Source organism: Leifsonia sp. KNZ12-8B, from assembly GCF_056755495.1.
In genome coordinates, this window is the sequence record NZ_JBPGXM010000038.1 from 10,920 (window position 1) to 27,368 (window position 16,449).

At 74.7% G+C, this 16,449-nt stretch carries 12 protein-coding genes; 2 read left to right on the top strand and 10 right to left on the bottom strand.

Features of this window, described 5'->3' with window-relative positions; all coding sequences use genetic code 11:
- Positions 1-237 precede the first annotated feature (237 nt).
- Genes ACR9ZG_RS08020 through ACR9ZG_RS08050 form a run of 7 tightly spaced genes read right to left on the bottom strand, consistent with a single transcriptional unit; the run spans position 238 to position 10,301 of the window.
- Positions 238-2,445, bottom strand: coding sequence for an acyltransferase family protein (locus ACR9ZG_RS08020; protein WP_481284298.1), 2,208 nt, complete (start codon positions 2,443-2,445; stop codon positions 238-240).
- Between the two features lies 1 nt (position 2,446).
- The gene (locus tag ACR9ZG_RS08025; protein WP_481284299.1) at positions 2,447-4,285 is read right to left on the bottom strand and encodes a WecB/TagA/CpsF family glycosyltransferase; all 1,839 of its coding nucleotides are present in this window, start codon (positions 4,283-4,285) and stop codon (positions 2,447-2,449) included.
- Entirely contained in the window at positions 4,285-5,751 is a 1,467-nt protein-coding gene (locus tag ACR9ZG_RS08030) for a sugar transferase (protein WP_481284300.1), read from the bottom strand. The genes ACR9ZG_RS08025 and ACR9ZG_RS08030 overlap by 1 nt, the downstream gene beginning before the upstream one ends.
- Positions 5,748-6,287 carry an arsenate reductase/protein-tyrosine-phosphatase family protein gene (locus ACR9ZG_RS08035; RefSeq protein ID WP_481284301.1) on the bottom strand — a complete coding sequence of 180 codons (540 nt, stop codon included), beginning with the start codon at positions 6,285-6,287 and terminating at the stop codon, positions 5,748-5,750. Before ACR9ZG_RS08035 ends, ACR9ZG_RS08030 begins: the two co-directional genes overlap by 4 nt.
- Positions 6,284-6,859, bottom strand: a complete 576-nt coding sequence (locus tag ACR9ZG_RS08040) for an LPXTG cell wall anchor domain-containing protein (protein ID WP_481284302.1) — start codon at positions 6,857-6,859, stop codon at positions 6,284-6,286. The genes ACR9ZG_RS08035 and ACR9ZG_RS08040 overlap by 4 nt, the downstream gene beginning before the upstream one ends.
- A 59-nt stretch (positions 6,860-6,918) precedes the next feature.
- Positions 6,919-8,739, bottom strand: coding sequence for a DUF4012 domain-containing protein (locus tag ACR9ZG_RS08045; protein ID WP_481284303.1), 1,821 nt, complete (start codon positions 8,737-8,739; stop codon positions 6,919-6,921).
- A complete protein-coding gene (locus ACR9ZG_RS08050) occupies positions 8,736-10,301 on the bottom strand; it encodes a hypothetical protein (RefSeq protein WP_481284304.1) in 1,566 nt (521 codons plus the stop codon). Before ACR9ZG_RS08050 ends, ACR9ZG_RS08045 begins: the two co-directional genes overlap by 4 nt.
- Before the next feature lie 259 nt (positions 10,302-10,560).
- Between ACR9ZG_RS08050 and ACR9ZG_RS08055 the strand changes: the two genes are divergently transcribed.
- Entirely contained in the window at positions 10,561-12,147 is a 1,587-nt protein-coding gene (locus tag ACR9ZG_RS08055) for a hypothetical protein (protein WP_481284305.1), read from the top strand.
- Between the two features lie 6 nt (positions 12,148-12,153).
- The gene (locus ACR9ZG_RS08060) at positions 12,154-13,242 is read left to right on the top strand and encodes a helix-turn-helix transcriptional regulator (RefSeq protein WP_481284306.1); all 1,089 of its coding nucleotides are present in this window, start codon (positions 12,154-12,156) and stop codon (positions 13,240-13,242) included.
- A gap of 3 nt (positions 13,243-13,245) precedes the next feature.
- Here the strand turns inward: ACR9ZG_RS08060 and ACR9ZG_RS08065 are convergent, their stop codons facing one another.
- Genes ACR9ZG_RS08065 through ACR9ZG_RS08075 form a run of 3 tightly spaced genes read right to left on the bottom strand, consistent with a single transcriptional unit; the run spans position 13,246 to position 16,261 of the window.
- Positions 13,246-14,496: a hypothetical protein gene (locus tag ACR9ZG_RS08065; protein WP_481284307.1), complete on the bottom strand. Its 1,251-nt coding sequence runs from the start codon at positions 14,494-14,496 to the stop codon at positions 13,246-13,248.
- A gap of 29 nt (positions 14,497-14,525) precedes the next feature.
- Positions 14,526-15,425 carry a carbohydrate ABC transporter permease gene (locus tag ACR9ZG_RS08070; RefSeq protein WP_481284308.1) on the bottom strand — a complete coding sequence of 300 codons (900 nt, stop codon included), beginning with the start codon at positions 15,423-15,425 and terminating at the stop codon, positions 14,526-14,528.
- Entirely contained in the window at positions 15,422-16,261 is an 840-nt protein-coding gene (locus tag ACR9ZG_RS08075) for a carbohydrate ABC transporter permease (RefSeq protein ID WP_481284309.1), read from the bottom strand. Before ACR9ZG_RS08075 ends, ACR9ZG_RS08070 begins: the two co-directional genes overlap by 4 nt.
- Between the last annotated feature and the right edge of the window lie 188 nt (positions 16,262-16,449).

Consider the following 16,449-nt stretch of genomic DNA (forward strand, 5'->3'; position numbering starts at 1 on the left):
GCAGACGGAGGTCGGACGGGCCGGTCCTGCTCCGCACGACCGCGAGCCCGAGCAGGAGGATCGCGAGCGCCATCGTCGGCAGGTACAGGGCCTTCCCGGCCGTGTCGTTGACCGCGAAGGCGAAGAGGCAGAAGGCGAGGCCGAGCGCGAGCCCGCGCACCAGACGGGCCGGAGCGAGCAGCACCGCCAGCACCGCCACGGAGGCGCCGACCACGGCCGCGACGAGGGCGATGCCGGTCACCGTGGGCCCTCCGTGAGCTCCGGCCGCAGGAGCGCCCCGAGCATGCGCGAGTAGTCGGCGGTCAGATGGCCGTGGTCGATGCGCGCGATGAGCGTCCCGTCACCGACCGGGCACAGCCCGTCGGCGCAGAACCAGGACAGCGGGTCGATGCCGTGCACGTCGATGCCGCGGGCGGCCGCCGCTGCGACCGCCTGCCGCTCGGCCTCGGCTTTGAGGAGGTACGTCGGGCTCGGCGGGCGCACGCAGTCCACCGGGGTGGAGGTGCGGCTCGCGCAGTCGAGCGGCGACACGGTCTCGGGCGGGTTGCCCAGCACCACGATGCGGGCGTGCGACCCGGCCAGCCGGTCGAGGCTCTCCTCGAGCCCGCGGCGCCATTCCGCCGCAGCGGCGGAGCCCGCGGCGCCGCTCACGAGCCGGTGCAGCCCGCTCTCCGCACTGGCGAGCACGACGAGATCCGGTCGCAGGCTCGCGACCGCGTCCAGGTCGCGAGCGCGGCTGCGTTCGCAGGCGTCGGCGTAGCCCGGCCGCCCCCGCGCCTCGCCCACGCCGACGAGCGCCGCCGGACAGCTCTGCAGCCCGAGGGAGGTGACGCCCCAGCCCTCGCCGAGCGCCGCACGCACCGCGGGCACCCAGCTCATCGCGATGGAGTCCCCGACCACGACGGCCTGGCGAGGCGCGGAGCGGTCTGCCACGCAGGGCGCTCCGCTCACGTCGCCGCCGCCGAGCGGGTCGCGCATGCACGCCAGCTCCACCGCCCCGGTGAGCGTGCCGCCGGAGAGCTGGCGGTCGTACCCGGACCAGTCGGTGCCGGTCGCGGCCGCCCGCAGCCGGTCCTGCAGCTGGGAGCCGGAAGCCACCGCCTCGGGGCGAGCGAGCGGCGCCGCACCGCCCGGCTCCGGCACCGGCCCGCGCCACTGCACGACCGACAGCGCGATGATCGCGACGGCGGTGACCCCCACCCCGGCGGCCCGGGTCCACCGCGGAGCGCCGCCGAAACGGAGGCCGAACCGCAGCCGTTCCCAGAGCCGCGCGCGCCGCGCCGGTTCTTCGATGAACCGATACGTCGCGGCGGCGAGCAGGCCGGCGAACGCGACCGCGAGTGCGGTCACCCACGGGTCGTCGGCGCCGGCGGCACCGCGGACCGCGATCGGGACCAGGAGGAGCGCCGGCGCGTGCCAGAGGTAGAGCGAGTACGAGATCCGGCCCACGTACCGCACCGGTCGCAGCGCGAGGAGAGACCTGCCGCCGAACATCCCCCCGGCGCCCGCCACCCCTCCCGGCTCCCCGGCGAGCAGCACCAGCGTCGCGCCCAGCACCGGCAGGGCGGCGGCGGAACCCGGGTACGGCGTGGCCGGTGAGTAGAGGAGCGCCGCGGCGGCGATCATCCCGACGCCCGCCGCGCGCAGCCCCGCCGCAAGCACGGGCCGCCGGCCGAGGCTCAGCCGGGCGGCGCACCCCGCGGCGACCGCCGCCATCAGGGCGCCGGCACCGAACTCCCACGCCCGTGTCAGCGGGAGGAAGTACGCGGCGGACGACCCGCGTGCCGTCAGCACGACCGACAGCGCCAGGGAGGCCGACCCCACCAGGACCGCGCACAGCGCGACCGCGCTTCGAGCGGTCCGGCCGCTCCGGCGTCGGCCGCCGATGCGCAGCGCGACCGCCCAGCCGAGCACCAGCACCCACGGCCAGACGGCGTAGAACTGCTCCTCGACCGAGAGCGACCAGAAATGCTGGAACGGCGACACGGCGCCGGCCGGGTCCAGATAGTCGGCTCCCTGGCGGATCAGCGCCCAGTTCTCGACGGAGAGCAGCGACGCAGCACCTTCGAACAGCAACGGCACCGCCGTGATCGGGAAGAACAGCGCCAGACACGCGGCCCCGGTCACGGCCATGACCACGATGGCGGCCGGCAGCAGCCGGGCCACCCGGCGGACGAAGAAGCGCGCCAGGCCGACCCGTCCGCTCCGTTCCTGCTGATGCAGCAGACCGCGGGTGATCAGGTAGCCGGAGAGCACGAAGAACACGTCGACGCCGACGAAGCCGCCCGCCGGCCATCCGGCCGCGTGGTGGGCGACGACCAGCACGACGGCCAGCGCGCGCAGCCCCTCGAGGTCGGGCCGGAAGCCCGGCCGCTCAGTCGGCGTCGCCGGAGGCGCCACGACGGCGGCGGGCGCCACCGCCGTCGGGGTGGGGAGGTCGGACACGTCACCCTCCCGTCGGGGTGAGTTCGCGGTAGACGTCGAGCACCGGCCGGAAGACCACGTCCGGGTCCGCGTACCGGCGGGCGTGGTCGCGAGCCGCTTCCCGCAACGCCGACGTGTCCGCCTGGAGCGCCCGCTCGACGGCGGCAGCGGCCTCGGTCGCCGGGACGTCCGCCGGCAGCAGCACGCCGCGACCGGCGACGAGCTCGGTCACACCCGGCGCCTCCACGGCGACCACGAGCAACCCACGGGCGAACGCCTCGAGCACGACGAGCGGGGTGCCCTCCCAGCGGGAGGTGAGGAGCAGCGCCCCCGCGCGGTCCATCTCGGCGATCACAGCGGTGGTGCGCCCACGGAACTCGACCGGGGCGCCCGCTGTGCGGGCATGCCATTCGGCCTGGCTGCGCAGCGGCCCCTCCCCGAGCCAGCGACCCTGGAGGCGTCCCGCGGCCGCGGCGACGATGTCCACGAACCGGAGCGGGTCCTTCTGCTCCTCCAGGCGGCCGACACCGAGCACGATGCCGCCTCGCTCGGCAGCCGCGCCGGGCTCCGCAGGCCGATGTCCGCGCGTCGCGGCCGACAGGGCGGCGGGAGGGACGAGGTTGCCGATCGTGTGCACGCGCTCCTCGGCCACGCCGAAGGTCTCGGTCAGCATGCGGGTGACCGCGGGCCCGACCGAGAACACGCGCCGGGTACGGAACGACAGGGCGCGCAGGCGTGTATCGGGCAGCACGGTGTGCGCGTGCTCCACGACGGGGATGCGCAGCACCCGGCCCACGAGCAGGCACGCGAGCGCTTCGCGGCGCTGATGGGCGTGGAGCACGGTCGGCCGGAAGCGCCGGCAGGCGCGGAACAGCGCCACGAGGTACGCGCCGAGCGACCCGTGCGGCGCGCGCTCGAAGCCGATGGAGGCGGGCACCTCCGCCGCGCGCGGGCCGTCGGCCGCGACGATCGCGGTCGGTACGCCGGAGGACGCCGACCAGGCGGCGAGGTCGAGGACGACCTGCTGCGCCCCTCCCTGGGCCATCGAGTCGAGAGCGTGGAGCACGCGCGGCCCCACCGCGGCGGCCCGGCGGCCGTGGCGCAGCGATCGCGCGGCCACGGCGAGGAAGCGCGGCCCGCGGACCAGGTAGCGGTGCGCGAGGCGGCGCGGCTCCTGCGCGAGCCGCCAGCACCATTCCAGGCCGAGGCGCTGCACGGGCAGCGGCGCCCGCGACCGGACGCCGGCGGCGAAGTCGACCGCCGCGCCCGCGCCGATGTACACGGCGGCGGGCAGCCGATCGCGCCAGTGCGCCCACCAGGACTCCTGCAGCGGGAAGCCGAGGCAGAGGAAGACGATGTCCGGGTGGAGGCTGCGCAGCCGTTCCACGGTCGGCGCGCCTGCGGGGTCGTCCGCCGACCGCAGCTCGGGCGTCTCGACGGCGTGGACCTCCGCGGCTGGATGCAGCTCGCTCAAGCGCCGCGCCGCGGCGCGGGCGACCTCCGGCCGACCGCCGACGATCGCGACCCGCCACCCGCAGCGGCCGGCTTCGCCGGTCAGCCGCTCGAGCAGGTCGGCGCCCGTGTGGCGGCGGAGCGAGCGGTCGCCGAGGGCGCGCGCGAGGGCGACCAGCGGTGCGCCGTCGGCCAGCAGCAGCGACGCGTCCGAGAAGGCGCGTGCCGCGGCCGGGTCGTTCGCGGCACGCAGCACCTGATCGACATTGGGTGTGACGACGAGCCTCGGCGCGTCGTCGGCGATCAGGGCGCGCAGCGACGCGACGAGCTCGGCGTCGTCACCGCGGAACAGGGCGTGGCCGCCGATCCGCGTTCCGGTCTCGTCGACGGTGAGCAGGAGGCCCGGCATCAGTAGGCCCCCGTTCGGGAGAGCACGGCGCGGACCGTCCTGGCGAGGATGCGGAGATCGCCGCAGACCGACCAGTTCTCGACGTAGGAGAGGTCGAGGAGCAGACCCTCCTCCCAGCCGAGGTCGGACCGTCCGCTCACCTGCCACGGCCCGGTCAGGCCGGGCTTCACCAGGAGGCGGCGCCGGGCGCGGTCCTCGTAGCACTCCGTCTCGCGCGGCAGCGGAGGCCGCGGCCCCACGATGCTCATGTCGCCGCGGAGCACGTTCCACAGCTGCGGCAGCTCGTCGATCGAGTACCGCCGCAGGAACCCGCCGACACGCGTCACCCGCGGGTCCGCGCGCAGCTTGAACAACGGGCCGTCCGCCTCATTGAGAGCGGACAGGCGGTGCAGCGACGTGTCCGCGTCCTCGCGCATCGAGCGCAGCTTGAGGATGGTGAAGAGCCGGCCGTCCACCCCGACGCGCTGCTGGCGGAAGAAGGCGGCTCCGCCGTCCTCCCGGCGGATCGCGAGTGCGGCCAGCAGGACGAGCGGCGCCGTCACGACGAGGCCCAGCAGCGCGACGACGATGTCGAGCACGCGCTTGCCGACGTACTTCCCGCCGGCGTATGAGGGCTGCCGGACGAGGAGCACGGGCGACTCGTCGAAGTGCAGCACGTCGATGCGCGACGGCGTGACGCTCTCGAGGCCCGGGGCGAGCAGCAGCTGGACGCCCTCGGGCTCCAGCTCCCACGCCAGCCGGCGCAGGCCGACGCCCTGCGAGGCGGCGGAGGGGTGCGCGCCGCGCCTCGGCAGGGAGCCGACGACGACCGCCTCGACCTCGTGCAGCCTGGCGGTCTCGCGGACCGCGGCGAGCCACTCCTCGTCGCAGTCCGTCTCCGCACCCGAGCCGTCACCGGTGGTCCGGGCGACGACGCGGAGGCCCTGGCGCGGGTCGGCGAGCAGCGTGCGCTCGATGCGCTGCACCTCCTCCGGCGTCCCGATGGCGAGCGCGGGCCGCGGCGACCCGGCGACGGAGAGGCGCACCCAGCGGCGCCAGGCCCACCGCGACGCGAGCACGACGAGGGTTCCGGCGGGGAACGCGTAGAGCAGGAATGCCCGCGACGGTTCGAGCTGGAACAGCATGGTGAGGAAGGCGCAGCCGGTGAAGACCGCGCCGCTCGCGCGGAGCGCTGACCGCCGGTCCTCGGCGCTGCGGCCGAAGGCGAAGGCGTCGCGCGGGCGCAGCAGGTACAGCGCAGCGGCCCAGACCACGGCGATGACGCAGGTGATGACGGTGTAGTCGACGCGGAAGCGGTCGATCACGAAGTCGTGCCCGTTGGCGGCGCCGAAGCGCGCCAGGTGGGCGATCAGCAGGCTGGAGACGACGGCCAGCGTGTCGGTCAGCGGAAGCAGCCGGATCGCGATGGCCGGCGCGTTGCGGCGTGCCGCTCCGCGGTCGGCGAGGTACGGCTCGACGCGCGTCATCGGTTGCGTCCGACCCAGTCCGCGGCGGCGTGGACCGCCGGCAGGAGCTGCCGCTCCAGCTCCAGCCAGACCCTCGCCGGGGCACCGAACGGGTCCACCAGGTCGCCGCCACCGACGAAGCTGCCGAGGGTGCGCACGCGCGCCGGCGCCGTCGGCTCCGTCGCGACGATCCGCCGACGCTGCGCCTCCGTCGCCGTCAGCACCAGGTCGATCCCGGCGAGGTCGACCTCGCGGATGCTGCGGCTGACGAAGCCGGCTGCGTCGGCGCCGTGGCGCCCGAGCAGCTCCCGGCCCTCCGGCTCCATGTCGCGCCCGGCGAGGGCCCGGAGCCCCGCGCTCTCGACGTGCACGCCGTCGATACCGGCCGTCCGGAGGCGATGGGCCAGCAGACGCTCCGTCACCGGGGACCGGCAGATGTTCCCGGTGCACACGACGAGCACGCGCGCGATGGAGCCGGCGGCTCCGACAGCGCCGAACGGATCGCCGAGCGCGGTGGCGCCGACGGGGGTGACAGGCGGCGTCGACCGGGCCGTCATGCCGACCGATCCGGCGTGCTCCGCCGCCGGCGCACGATCAGCAGGACGATGCCCGCGAGCACGAGCAGGAGCGCCACGCCGCTGATGGCGTAGACGGCCACGGTCGATCCGGTCGACGCCAGGCCGCCGCCGCCCGAGGCGGAGCCCGAGGACGTGTCGGACGCGTCGACCGGGACGACGGTGATCGTGAATGTGTCGGCGGGCGTCCCGCTGCTGCCGGCCACCCGCAGGGAGTAGTCGCCGCGGCCGTCCGCCGGCATGCGCATCGTGAAGGTCAGCGAGCCGTCCGGCTTCGCCGTCATCGTCCACGTGCGGTCGCTCACGGTGGAGGCGAGGGTGATGGAGGCGCCGCTCGTGCCGCTGGCCAGGGCCGTCACCTCCTGCTCAGCGGCGAACCTCCCGCCCGGGGCGGTGTAGGTGATGGTCTCGCCGGGAGCGACCACGGTGCGATCGAGCGTGCCGTGGATGCCGTCGGCCGGGACGTAGCCGCCCGGCGTCTCGGCGCTGGCGGCAGTGGCCGGGGCGACCAGGAGGGCCAGGGCGACAGCGCCGGCCAGGAGGAGGTTTCGCATCGTGGTGTTGCCTTTCGTGTGCGTGAGCAGGAGGAGAGAAGAAGAGAAGGGACAGGGCGTCAACCGCAGCCGCCGATGGTGCTGATGACCGGTCGTGCCATCGGGGTGGTGACGAGCCCGTCGAGGGACACGTCGGCTCCCGGCAGCACCGCGAACACGGCGCGTACGGTCGTGGAGGCGCCGGGCGCGAGTTCGGTGGCGACCTGGCCCACGTCGCGGCCGGAGAGCACCGTCGGGGCGACCCCGGCCGCTGTGCCGTCCTGCTCGACCGACTGCAGCCGCAGCCCCTCCGCGCCGACCAGGAGGAGGTGCGTGCGGACGGAGCCGACCGGCGTGTCGGTGACGCCGGCGCCGGTGACGTACCAGGGCGCCGCGGCGATGTCCGCGGGCGCCGTGGAGCGCAGGGTGGCGGTCACCGTGATCGTGCGGGGACCGCGCGCGCCGGCGGGCAGGCAGGAGGCCGCGGTGACCCGTGCCTCCACGTCGTAGCCGAGTTTGGCGCCGGTCGCGTCGGCGAGGAACATCCCGATGGGGGTGCCGCGCGGCTGCACGCGGGCTAGCGGGCCCGCGACGGCGGTCCCGGTGACCGCGCGCTGGAGGGACGGCTCGGCGAACCAGACCGAGATCCGGCCCTGCTCCGCCGCGTGATCCAGAGCGGTCAGCAGGGCGCGTGCATCGACACCGCCGTGGAACAGTCGATCGAAGACGGCGCGCGTCACCTCGGCGAAGAACGCGTCCTGGTCGGCCGGTTCCGGGAGCCGGAGGTACACCTCCCGCAGGAGCTCCTGCGTGGCGTTCTGCGCGGTCAGCTCGCGGCCTCCGACGGAGACCGGGCCGGTCACCCTCAGCAGGTCGGCGACCGTCGCGGCGTCGACCGAGACCACGCCGTCGAGCCGCTGACCGAGGGCGCGCTCCCACATCCCGGCGGCGAGCTCGCCCGAGCGGGCGAAGTCGGGGGTGAGGTTCACGTCCTGGATGTAGCGTCCGGGGAGGTCGCCGAACAGGGCGCGCTCCTGGTCGGTCACCGGCAGCGGCTCGTCCGGCCGGTTCACGTCCGACGGGGTGAGCTGCCTGCCGAGTTCGACCCGGCCGCCGCTCGCGGTGAGCTCCGACATCGCGCCGGCGATCCCGCCGCTCGCGCGCAGCTCGGCGTTGTTGTTCAGCAGGAGGCCGTAGTGGCGGTCACCCTCGTCGCCCAGGGCCTGCGGGAGGACGGCCGCCGCGACAGAGAGCGACCCGACCGTCTGCCGAAGCGGCGCCAGCAGCTCTCGCGCCTGCCGGGAGCGGTCCGCGAGCAGCGGCACCACCCCGGGAGCGTCGGCCTCGGCCAGCGAGCGGTCCGCGTCGTCGAGGGCGCGAGCGGCACCGCGGAGGTCGTCCGACGCCGCAGCGACTCGCGCGAGATCGACCCGGCCCTCCGAGAGGGAGACGGCGCCCGGCAGCCCGGAGAGCGCCGGGACCAGGGGGACGAGGCCGCCGTGCACCGCCGTGGTGAGCCCCTCGACGGTGTGCCGGTAGGAGCGGAGGTTCTCGCCCAGTACCGGGACCCCCTCGGCCGCCTGCCACAGCGGATCGCCGATGTACGACCCCGCGGAGCGGAGCCGGCTGTCGAGCCGGTGGACCCCCGCGGCGGCGGCACCCGCGTCATCCTTCGACACGGACCCGGTGCTCGCCGTCAGCGCGGACAGGGTTCGCGTCGCGTCGGACTGCACGGCCGAGAGCTCGCCGACCGAGAGTGCGAGACGCACCCCCACCCAACCCGCTGCGGCGAGGACCGCGAGGACGAGCGCGCCGAGCCACGCGAGCACCAGGCGACGGCTGCGTCGCAGATTCGCCGCCCGGCGGTCGCCGGACCGACGGGCGCGCGCGTCGACGCTCACCGCGACCCCATCCGGAGGATCTGCTCCGCTCGCCGGGAGAGCCCGCAGCGGCCGGCGATGGCGATCACGCGTCCGAGCGCGGCCTTCCTGGCCTCTTCATCGGTCTCCGTGAGGACGCGCAGGGCCGCTGTCTCCACGATGGTGACGGGCTGGAGGCGCCGCGCGTCGAGCCGTGCGACGACCGCGGCCGCGTCGTCCGCTCGCCCCTCGGCGAGGTCGGTGAGCGCGCGAGCGCAGGCGGTGGTCTCCCGCCCGTCGTCGAACGCGCCGAGGGCGGCGCGTGCGAAGGCCGGGCGGCCGACGGCCAGCTCCAGCAGTGCGACGGCCGCCGCGAGAAGGCCGCGGTCGTGGTTGCTGGCACTGGTGCCGGTGTGCAGCTGCTCCGCCAGTCCGATGCCGTCGAGCGCCCGGCCGGGAGCCGACGAGTCGGCCGTGCCGTTCCCGTCGATCGAGCGCAGCAGCGCGACCCTCGCGCCGATCGCGGCACGGATCGCCCAGAAGGCGCCGGGACCGGCCGCATCGACCTCGGCCAGGACGTCGGCCGCCTGACCGGCCAGCCCCGCCTCCACATGGACCAGTGCCCGCGCCAGCCGGGCGGGGACGAGCCACGGCTCGTCGGCCTCGGCCGGCATCGCGACGAGCGCCTGGGCGGCCTGGGCGAGGTCGCCGCGCAGGGCGGCGCTGAGCGCCAGCAGGCCGGTGGCCTGCGCTTCGACGTGCGGCCGGTCGCCGACGATGGCGAGGGCGGCGGCCCCGCGCAGCCGGAGCGCCGCTCCGGCGTGATCCCCGGTGTGGACGAGCGGGACCGCGCTCTGCAGCCAGAGCTCGGCCGCTTCATCGTCGGGGGCGTCGGCCTGTTCGAGCAGGCGGCTGAGCGACTTCGCCTCGGCGACCGCCTTCGTGAAGGAGCCGTCCGCCATCTCGAGCCGGATGCGGCCCGCCTGCAGCCAGCAGCGCTCCAGCGGCGGCATCGCGGCGACGGGCCGACGCACGCGCCGCGGCGCCACGGGCGACCCGGTCGCCTCCGCGCAGAGGCGCTCGACGACGACGAGCCACGGGTCGCCGCAGAGGTCGCCCGCGGGAAGGGCGGCGAGCAGCCCGGCGAGCCGGCGCGGATCGCGGAGCAGCTCGGGGTAGCGCCGGCGGAGGTGGGCCCGCAGCTCCGCGTGGTCTGCGGCCTCGGCCAGGTCGGCGGCGAGCTCGTGGTCGGCGCCGATGCGGGCGTACTCGGCGCGGACGGCGGCGACCCAGCCGTCGTCCTCCGGTTCCTGCGCGTCACCCTGCGGCGCTGTCGCGGCGGGGGCGATCGCCGCGACGAGCACGACGGGCTCCCCGAGCCGCTCGGCCTCCTCCGCCCAGCCCAGCGCGATCAGCTCGTCGAGCATCGCGTCGGCCTCCGGCTCGTCGCGCCGCAGCAGCTCGCGAAGCGGCGCGGTGAGAACCGAGACGCGGGCGAGCCTCCGGCTCAGCGCCCGCCACGCCTGTGCGCGCCGCGCGGACATCCGCTCGGCCACGGCGCGCGCAGCGTCGGCGAAGGCGACGTCGACGGCGCGGTCGGACACCGCGCCGTCCGACGGAAGAGCCCCGAGCACGGTGGTCGCGGCGGCGGACACTCCCCCGCAACGGCGCTGGAGCCGCTCGGCCTGCCGCCGCGTCAGACGCGGCCCGTGTGCACGGGACGGGAGGGGGTGAGCGGGCGTGTGCGACGGGGTGGAGGTGATCATCGGGTCCTCGATCGGTGTGGGAACTCGGTGTTTTGAGTATCGCACTTCAATCTGACATTCTAGTGAAAACCATCCCGACCCCAAGCAAGTGACTGGCATGCCCGACATCAGACCCGTTCGTCCCTCCGCCGCCCTCGCCGGGCGCGCATCCGCCCTCTCCCTGGCCGAGGAGGTCCTCGCCTCCGGCGTGGATCTCGACGTCATCGGCTCGCGCTCCAGCGGCCGCTCGACCGTCCTCGACGCGATCGCCGCCGCGCTCACCCGCTCGAACCACGCCGTCGTCCGCATCGACGGGCTCCCCTCCCTCACCGCCATGCCGCTGGCCGCCGTGCAGCTCGCCGGCTACGGGGGCAGCGCCGCCGACCGCCGGTCGTCTCCGCCGCTGCAGGCGGCCGTCGACGCCATCGCCTCCGCGTTCAACCGGGTGCGCGGCGTGATCGTCGTCGATGACGCCGACCTGCTCGACGACTTCTCGGCGGGCGCGATCGAGGCTGCCGCGCACCTGGTGGGCGTTCCGGTCGTCCGCTCGTCGCGCGGACCCCGCGCCCGCACCACCGGCCGCGCCTCCTTCACGGTCGAGCTCTCCCCGCTCCGGCTCGACGAGCTGGGCGCCGCGATCTCCGACCGCCTGGAAGGCCCGGTGGAGCCGCGCACCATGAGCCGGCTCTTCGCGGAGTCCGGGGGCGTCGTGGGCGTCGCCGTCGCACTCGTCGAAGCGGGCAGGCGCGAAGGCCGCCTCATCAACCGCGACGGCTCCTGGGTCGCGCCCGCCGGCCTGGGCGGCGCATCGCTGACGGGGCTGGCCGAGCGCCTCCTCGACGGGATCGACCAGGACGACCGCGCCACGGCCGAGGTCGTCGCGCTGCTCGGCACGGCCGACCTCGAGACGATCGTCGCCCTGCGCGGCGCCGCATCCATCGGGCGTCTGGAGGCGCGGGGCGTCGTCCGCATCGCCGGGATCGGCGAGCGCCGGATCGCGACCCTCATGCCCCCGCTGCTCGCCGCCCACTGCCGCGCGACCGCTCCGGAGGCCGTCCGCCGGCTGCTCGACGGCGGCCTGGGGCCGGCGGTCGAGCGGCCCCAGGCCGCCTCCGCCATGCAGCGGACGGCCGACGACCAGGCGCTGCTCGTGCACCTCGTCCACTCGCGCGCCGCGGAGGCCCGCGCGGCCGCCGAGGCGCAGTGGAACCGCACGCCCGACGCGACGACCGGTGTCGCGCGCATCCTGACGCTGTTCGCGGACGGCGCCGGAGCCGACCTCCTCGGGACCGCCTTCTCCGACGCCCTCGGCGTGGGAGGTGAGCCGGCCGACCGCGCCCGCCTCGCCGCGCTGCACGCCCGCTGGCGGGTGGAGCAGGGAGCCCCGCTCGACACCGCGGTGGCCGAGCTGCGGCACGCCGCACTCGACCTGGGCGAGCACGGGGCCATCGCAGAGGCCGCGGCCGTCGCCCTCGAGGTGGAGCTCCGGGGAGTCCCCGACGATGCCGACGAGCGGCTCGCCCTGGCCGACGGGATGCCGGACGAGGTCACGGCCGCCGTGCTCGAGGCTCGCGTCCGCGTGCTGGTCGCGGGGGGGGGGCCCGGCGGCGCCCCCCCCCGGCGGGGGGCCCGCGGGGGGGGGGGCCCCCCCCCCCCCCACCCCCCCCCCCCCCCCCCCCCCCCTTTTTTTTTTAGATGTGTATAAGAGACAGTGCTGGTCGCGCGCGGACGCCTCGCGGACGCCCGCGCCTGTCTGGACGAGCGGGAGGGTCTGCCCCTCCCCGTCGATCAGCGCCTCGTCGCACTGCGCAGCTTCGTCCTCCTCGCCGATGGCCGGCACGCCGAGGCGTCGGCGCACGCCGCACGCGGGCTCCGGTCCGCCTGGTCCGACCTCGACGCGGCGGCCATCCGCGCGCACGGCTTCGTCAGCGGCCTCTGCCAGGTGATCGCCGGGCAGTACGCCGCCGCCGACGAGTCGCTCTCACGCATCCTCGCGCTCGGGGAGGCCGGATCGCTGGACCGCTCCGACGAGCTCGGCATCCTGGCGCTCGCCACGCTCGCCGCCGTGCGCCGTGGCGACGCGGCCTCCGGCGAGCAGCGGCAGGCCCGCATCGCCGCCTCCGCCGCGCCCGCGTCGGTGATGGGTCGTGTCGCGGCGGCGTGGAGCTCCGCCCAGCTGCTCGCGTATCGCGGACGCATGACCGAGGCCGCGCACACCCTGGCCGCGCACGCCGACGACATGCATCGCGACGGCGTCGAGCTCTGGGCCGTCTGGTCGTTGCTCAACGCCATCGAGGTCTCGCCGGACGGGACCCTCGCCGACCTCGCCGAGGAGTGGCTGGCCGGCATGCAGGCCGAGCACCTGAGCGCCCACTTCGCCTTCCTCCAGGCTCGGGACGACGGCGCACCGGAGGCCATGCGCGCGGTCGTGCCCCGGCTCCAGGCCACCGGCCGGTCGGGTCTCGGCGTCGTCGCCTACCGTCTGGCGGCGGAGCGCCTGCGCGCGCTCGGCGAGCCGGAGGAGGCCGCGCAGGTCGACGCCGAGCGCGAGGCCTTCATCGCGCGGCTCCCCCGCCGCGCGTTCGACGCCACCCGCTTCAACGCGACGGCGGTGAACCTCACCGGCCGCGAGCGCGAGATCTCCCGCCTGGTCGCTGGCGGCCTCAGCAACCCGCAGATCGCCTCCCGGCTGGTCCTGAGCGTGCGGACGGTCGAAAGCCACCTGCACCGGATCATGCGCAAGACCGGCACGGCCAATCGCGGCGAGCTCGCCGCCTACGTGCGTTCCCTCGCGGCCTGACCGTCAGGGATAGCCGATGAACCACAGCAGGATGAGCGCCACCGGCTGCAGCACGATCCCCACCGCCAGCACGATCGTGCGCGCTCGCGGCGAGTGCGTCAGCCCGCGCGCCCCGGCCAGCGGCGCGAGCGGGATGAGCAGGCGGAAGAGGCTCTGCTGCGGCAGGAACACCGCGAAGAGGTACAGCGCGTAGCTGGCGGCGTAGGCGATGATCTCGGTGCCGAGCGCCTTCACCGTCGGTCGGCGCAGCAGCCAGACGTAGCCCGCGATCGCGGCGATGACCAGCATCGCGCCGGCGAAGCTGGCGTAGCGCCAGGTGAACAGGAACCACGGCGTCAGCGGGACGAACGCCACCCGGCCGATGAAGCCGGTCCACCATGCCAGCTCGGTCTCCACGTAGGCGCCCGGCGAGCCGGTGACGGCCTGGGCGATGAACGGCCAGGCCAGGCCCGCCGCCGCCGTCACGAGGCCGGCGGCGACCATCGACCAGCGCTCCGCGCGGCGGAAGGTCTCGACGCCGCGGCGGGCCCTGACCAGCCGCACGAGGAACACGATGCCCAGCGCGAGCGGGATGGCGAGCTCCCCCGGTTTGGTGAAGGCCGCGGCGACGCCGAACGGGATGATGGCGGTGTACCGCCGGGTGATCATGGCGAGCAGCGCCGCGAACATCAGCAGGAAGAACAGGCTCTCGGCGTACGCCAGCTGCAGCACGAACGACAGCGGGCCGAAGCAGAAGAACGCGGTCGCCCAGAGGCCGCTGAGCGCCCCGGCCCTGACGGCCACCACGCGGTACAGGACGAGGGCGGCGCCGGCGCCGGCGAGCGTGGCGAGAGCGACCGCGGCCACAGGGAACGGCAACCCGGTGACGGTCATCAGCCCGCGCACAAGCAGGGGGTAGAGCGGGAGGAAGGCCCACGGGTTCTGCTCCACGTTGCCGGCGCCGTCGGTGGGGAGCGAGGCCGGGTAGCCGACATCGGCGATCCGGCCGTAGTACCAGCCGTCCCAGATGCTCGAGAAGCCGAAGAAGCCCGGCGTCGAACGCTCGTCGGCCGACTCCCAGCCCCCGATGGTCGACGCGACGTACAGCGAGAGCATCAGCATCGTCGTGAGCACGCGGGAGGCCGCGTACACGCCGAGGATCGCCAGCCACCAGGGGACGTCGCGGCCGAGCAGACGCAGGTGCGAGATCCCCGTCGCCGGAAGGGTGGGCAGGGTCGGCGCTCCGGGGGCCGCTCTCGTGGAACCAGCAGTCATCTCGTCTGAGGATGGTACCCCCGGAGCGGCTACTTGACGCTCCCCGCGGTCAGTCCGCCGACCAGCCGCTTCTCGATCAGCATGAACAGCACGACGACCGGGATCACCGCGACGACCGACACCGCGAACACGTACTGCCAGGCCGCGTCGTACTGCCCGACGAACTTGGTCAGCGCGACCGACAGCGGCTGGTTCGCGTCCGTCGAGAGGATCACCAGGCTCGCCGCGAACTCGTTCCAGGAGGCCACGAACGTGTAGATGATGGCCGTCACGATCCCCGGCCACACCAGCGGCAGCTGCACCCGGAACAGCACGGTCCACTTGCCTGCGCCGTCGAGCTGCGCCGCCTCGTCAACCTCCTTCGGGACGCCGGCGAAGAACGTGTGCATGATCCACACGGCGAACGCCAGGTTGAAGGCGGCGTTGATGAGGATCATCGCCAGCCACGTGTCGTTGATGCCGAGCGCCACCATCTCTTTGAAGAGGCCGGTGGCGAGCACCGTCGGCTGGAGCATCTGCGTGACCACGACGAGGAAGAGGAAGATGCCTCGCCCGGGGAACCGGAAGCGGGCGGTGTAGTACGCGGCCGGGACGCACACGACGAGCACGAGGGCCGTCGCGCACACGGCGATCACGATGGTCGAGATGAGGTTGAGCGGTAGCGGCGTCTCGGGCGTCGACCACATCGTGAGGTAGTTCTCGGGGTGCCACTCGGTCGGCAGGTACGTCGGCGGCACGGCGAGGATGTTGTCCCGGCTCTTGAACGAGCCGACCAGCATGATGACGTACGGGGCGACGAAGACGACGGCGATCAGGAGACCGGCGAGCATCCGCCCGGCGATGCGCCAGCTGAATCCGGACCCGCCGGGGCGACGGCGCCGCCCCACCGGCTGCACGGGAGCGACGAGGGAGGGGGCGGGCGCGGTCACGAGACCTCCTTCATCGGCTTGACGATCCAGAGGTAGAGCGCGACGACCAGCAGCACGATCAGGAAGTTGATCACGCTGAGCGCGCTCGACAGGTCGATGCGCTGCTCGTTCTGCAGCAGTTTGAAGACGTAGGTGGTCGTCGTGTCGGCCTTGTAGCCGGGAATCGAGCCCGTCATCAGCTTGAGGATCGGCAGCGAGTTGAACACGTTGATGATGTTGATGAGGCTGGCCAGCGCGATCGCCGGGCGCAGGTTCGGCAGCGTGACGCTGAAGTACGCGCGGGCGGGACCGGCGCCGTCGACGCGGGCGGCCTCCATCATGTCGCTCGGGATGCCCGCGAGGCCGGCGAGCAGCGTGTACGTCGTGAACGGCAGCGAGACGAACGCGGCGATGCCGATCGACGAGAGGAAGGCGGGGAGCGGCTCTCTGGTGAAGCCGAACGGCTGCGCGATCAGGTGGATGTCGACCAGGAACCGGTTGATGATGCCGTAGAACGGGTCGAGGCCGTAGACGAACACGGTCGTGGTCATGACCACGCTGGCCGCCCACGGGATCAGGATCGCCATCCGGACCCAGCGCCGGCCGGGGAACGCCTTGTCCAGGAACTGCGCCAGCGCCAACGAGATCACAACGGTGATCACCACGACGGAGACGACCCAGACCAGCGAGTTGAGCAGGATGCCCGGGAGTTCCGGGCGGGACAGCACGGTCAGGTAGTTCTGCAGTCCGACCGACCCGTGGTCCACCCCGGCGACGGAGATGCGCCGGGTGGAGTTGTAGATCATGTAGCCGGCCGGGAACAGCACGATGCCGAAGATCAGCAGGAGGGCGGGCAGGGTCCAGGGGACGGCGCGCCAGAGGTCGGCGGCGCCCCGCGTGCGGCGGGCGGGCGCCCCCCCGCCGGGGGGGGGGGGGGGGGGGGGCCCCCCGCGGTGCCCCGGCGCCCCCCGACCGACCGCAGCGTCTCCGACGGGTGCTCCCCGAAGGCGGCGCGGTAGGCCGCCGCGAACCTCCCCAGGTGGAG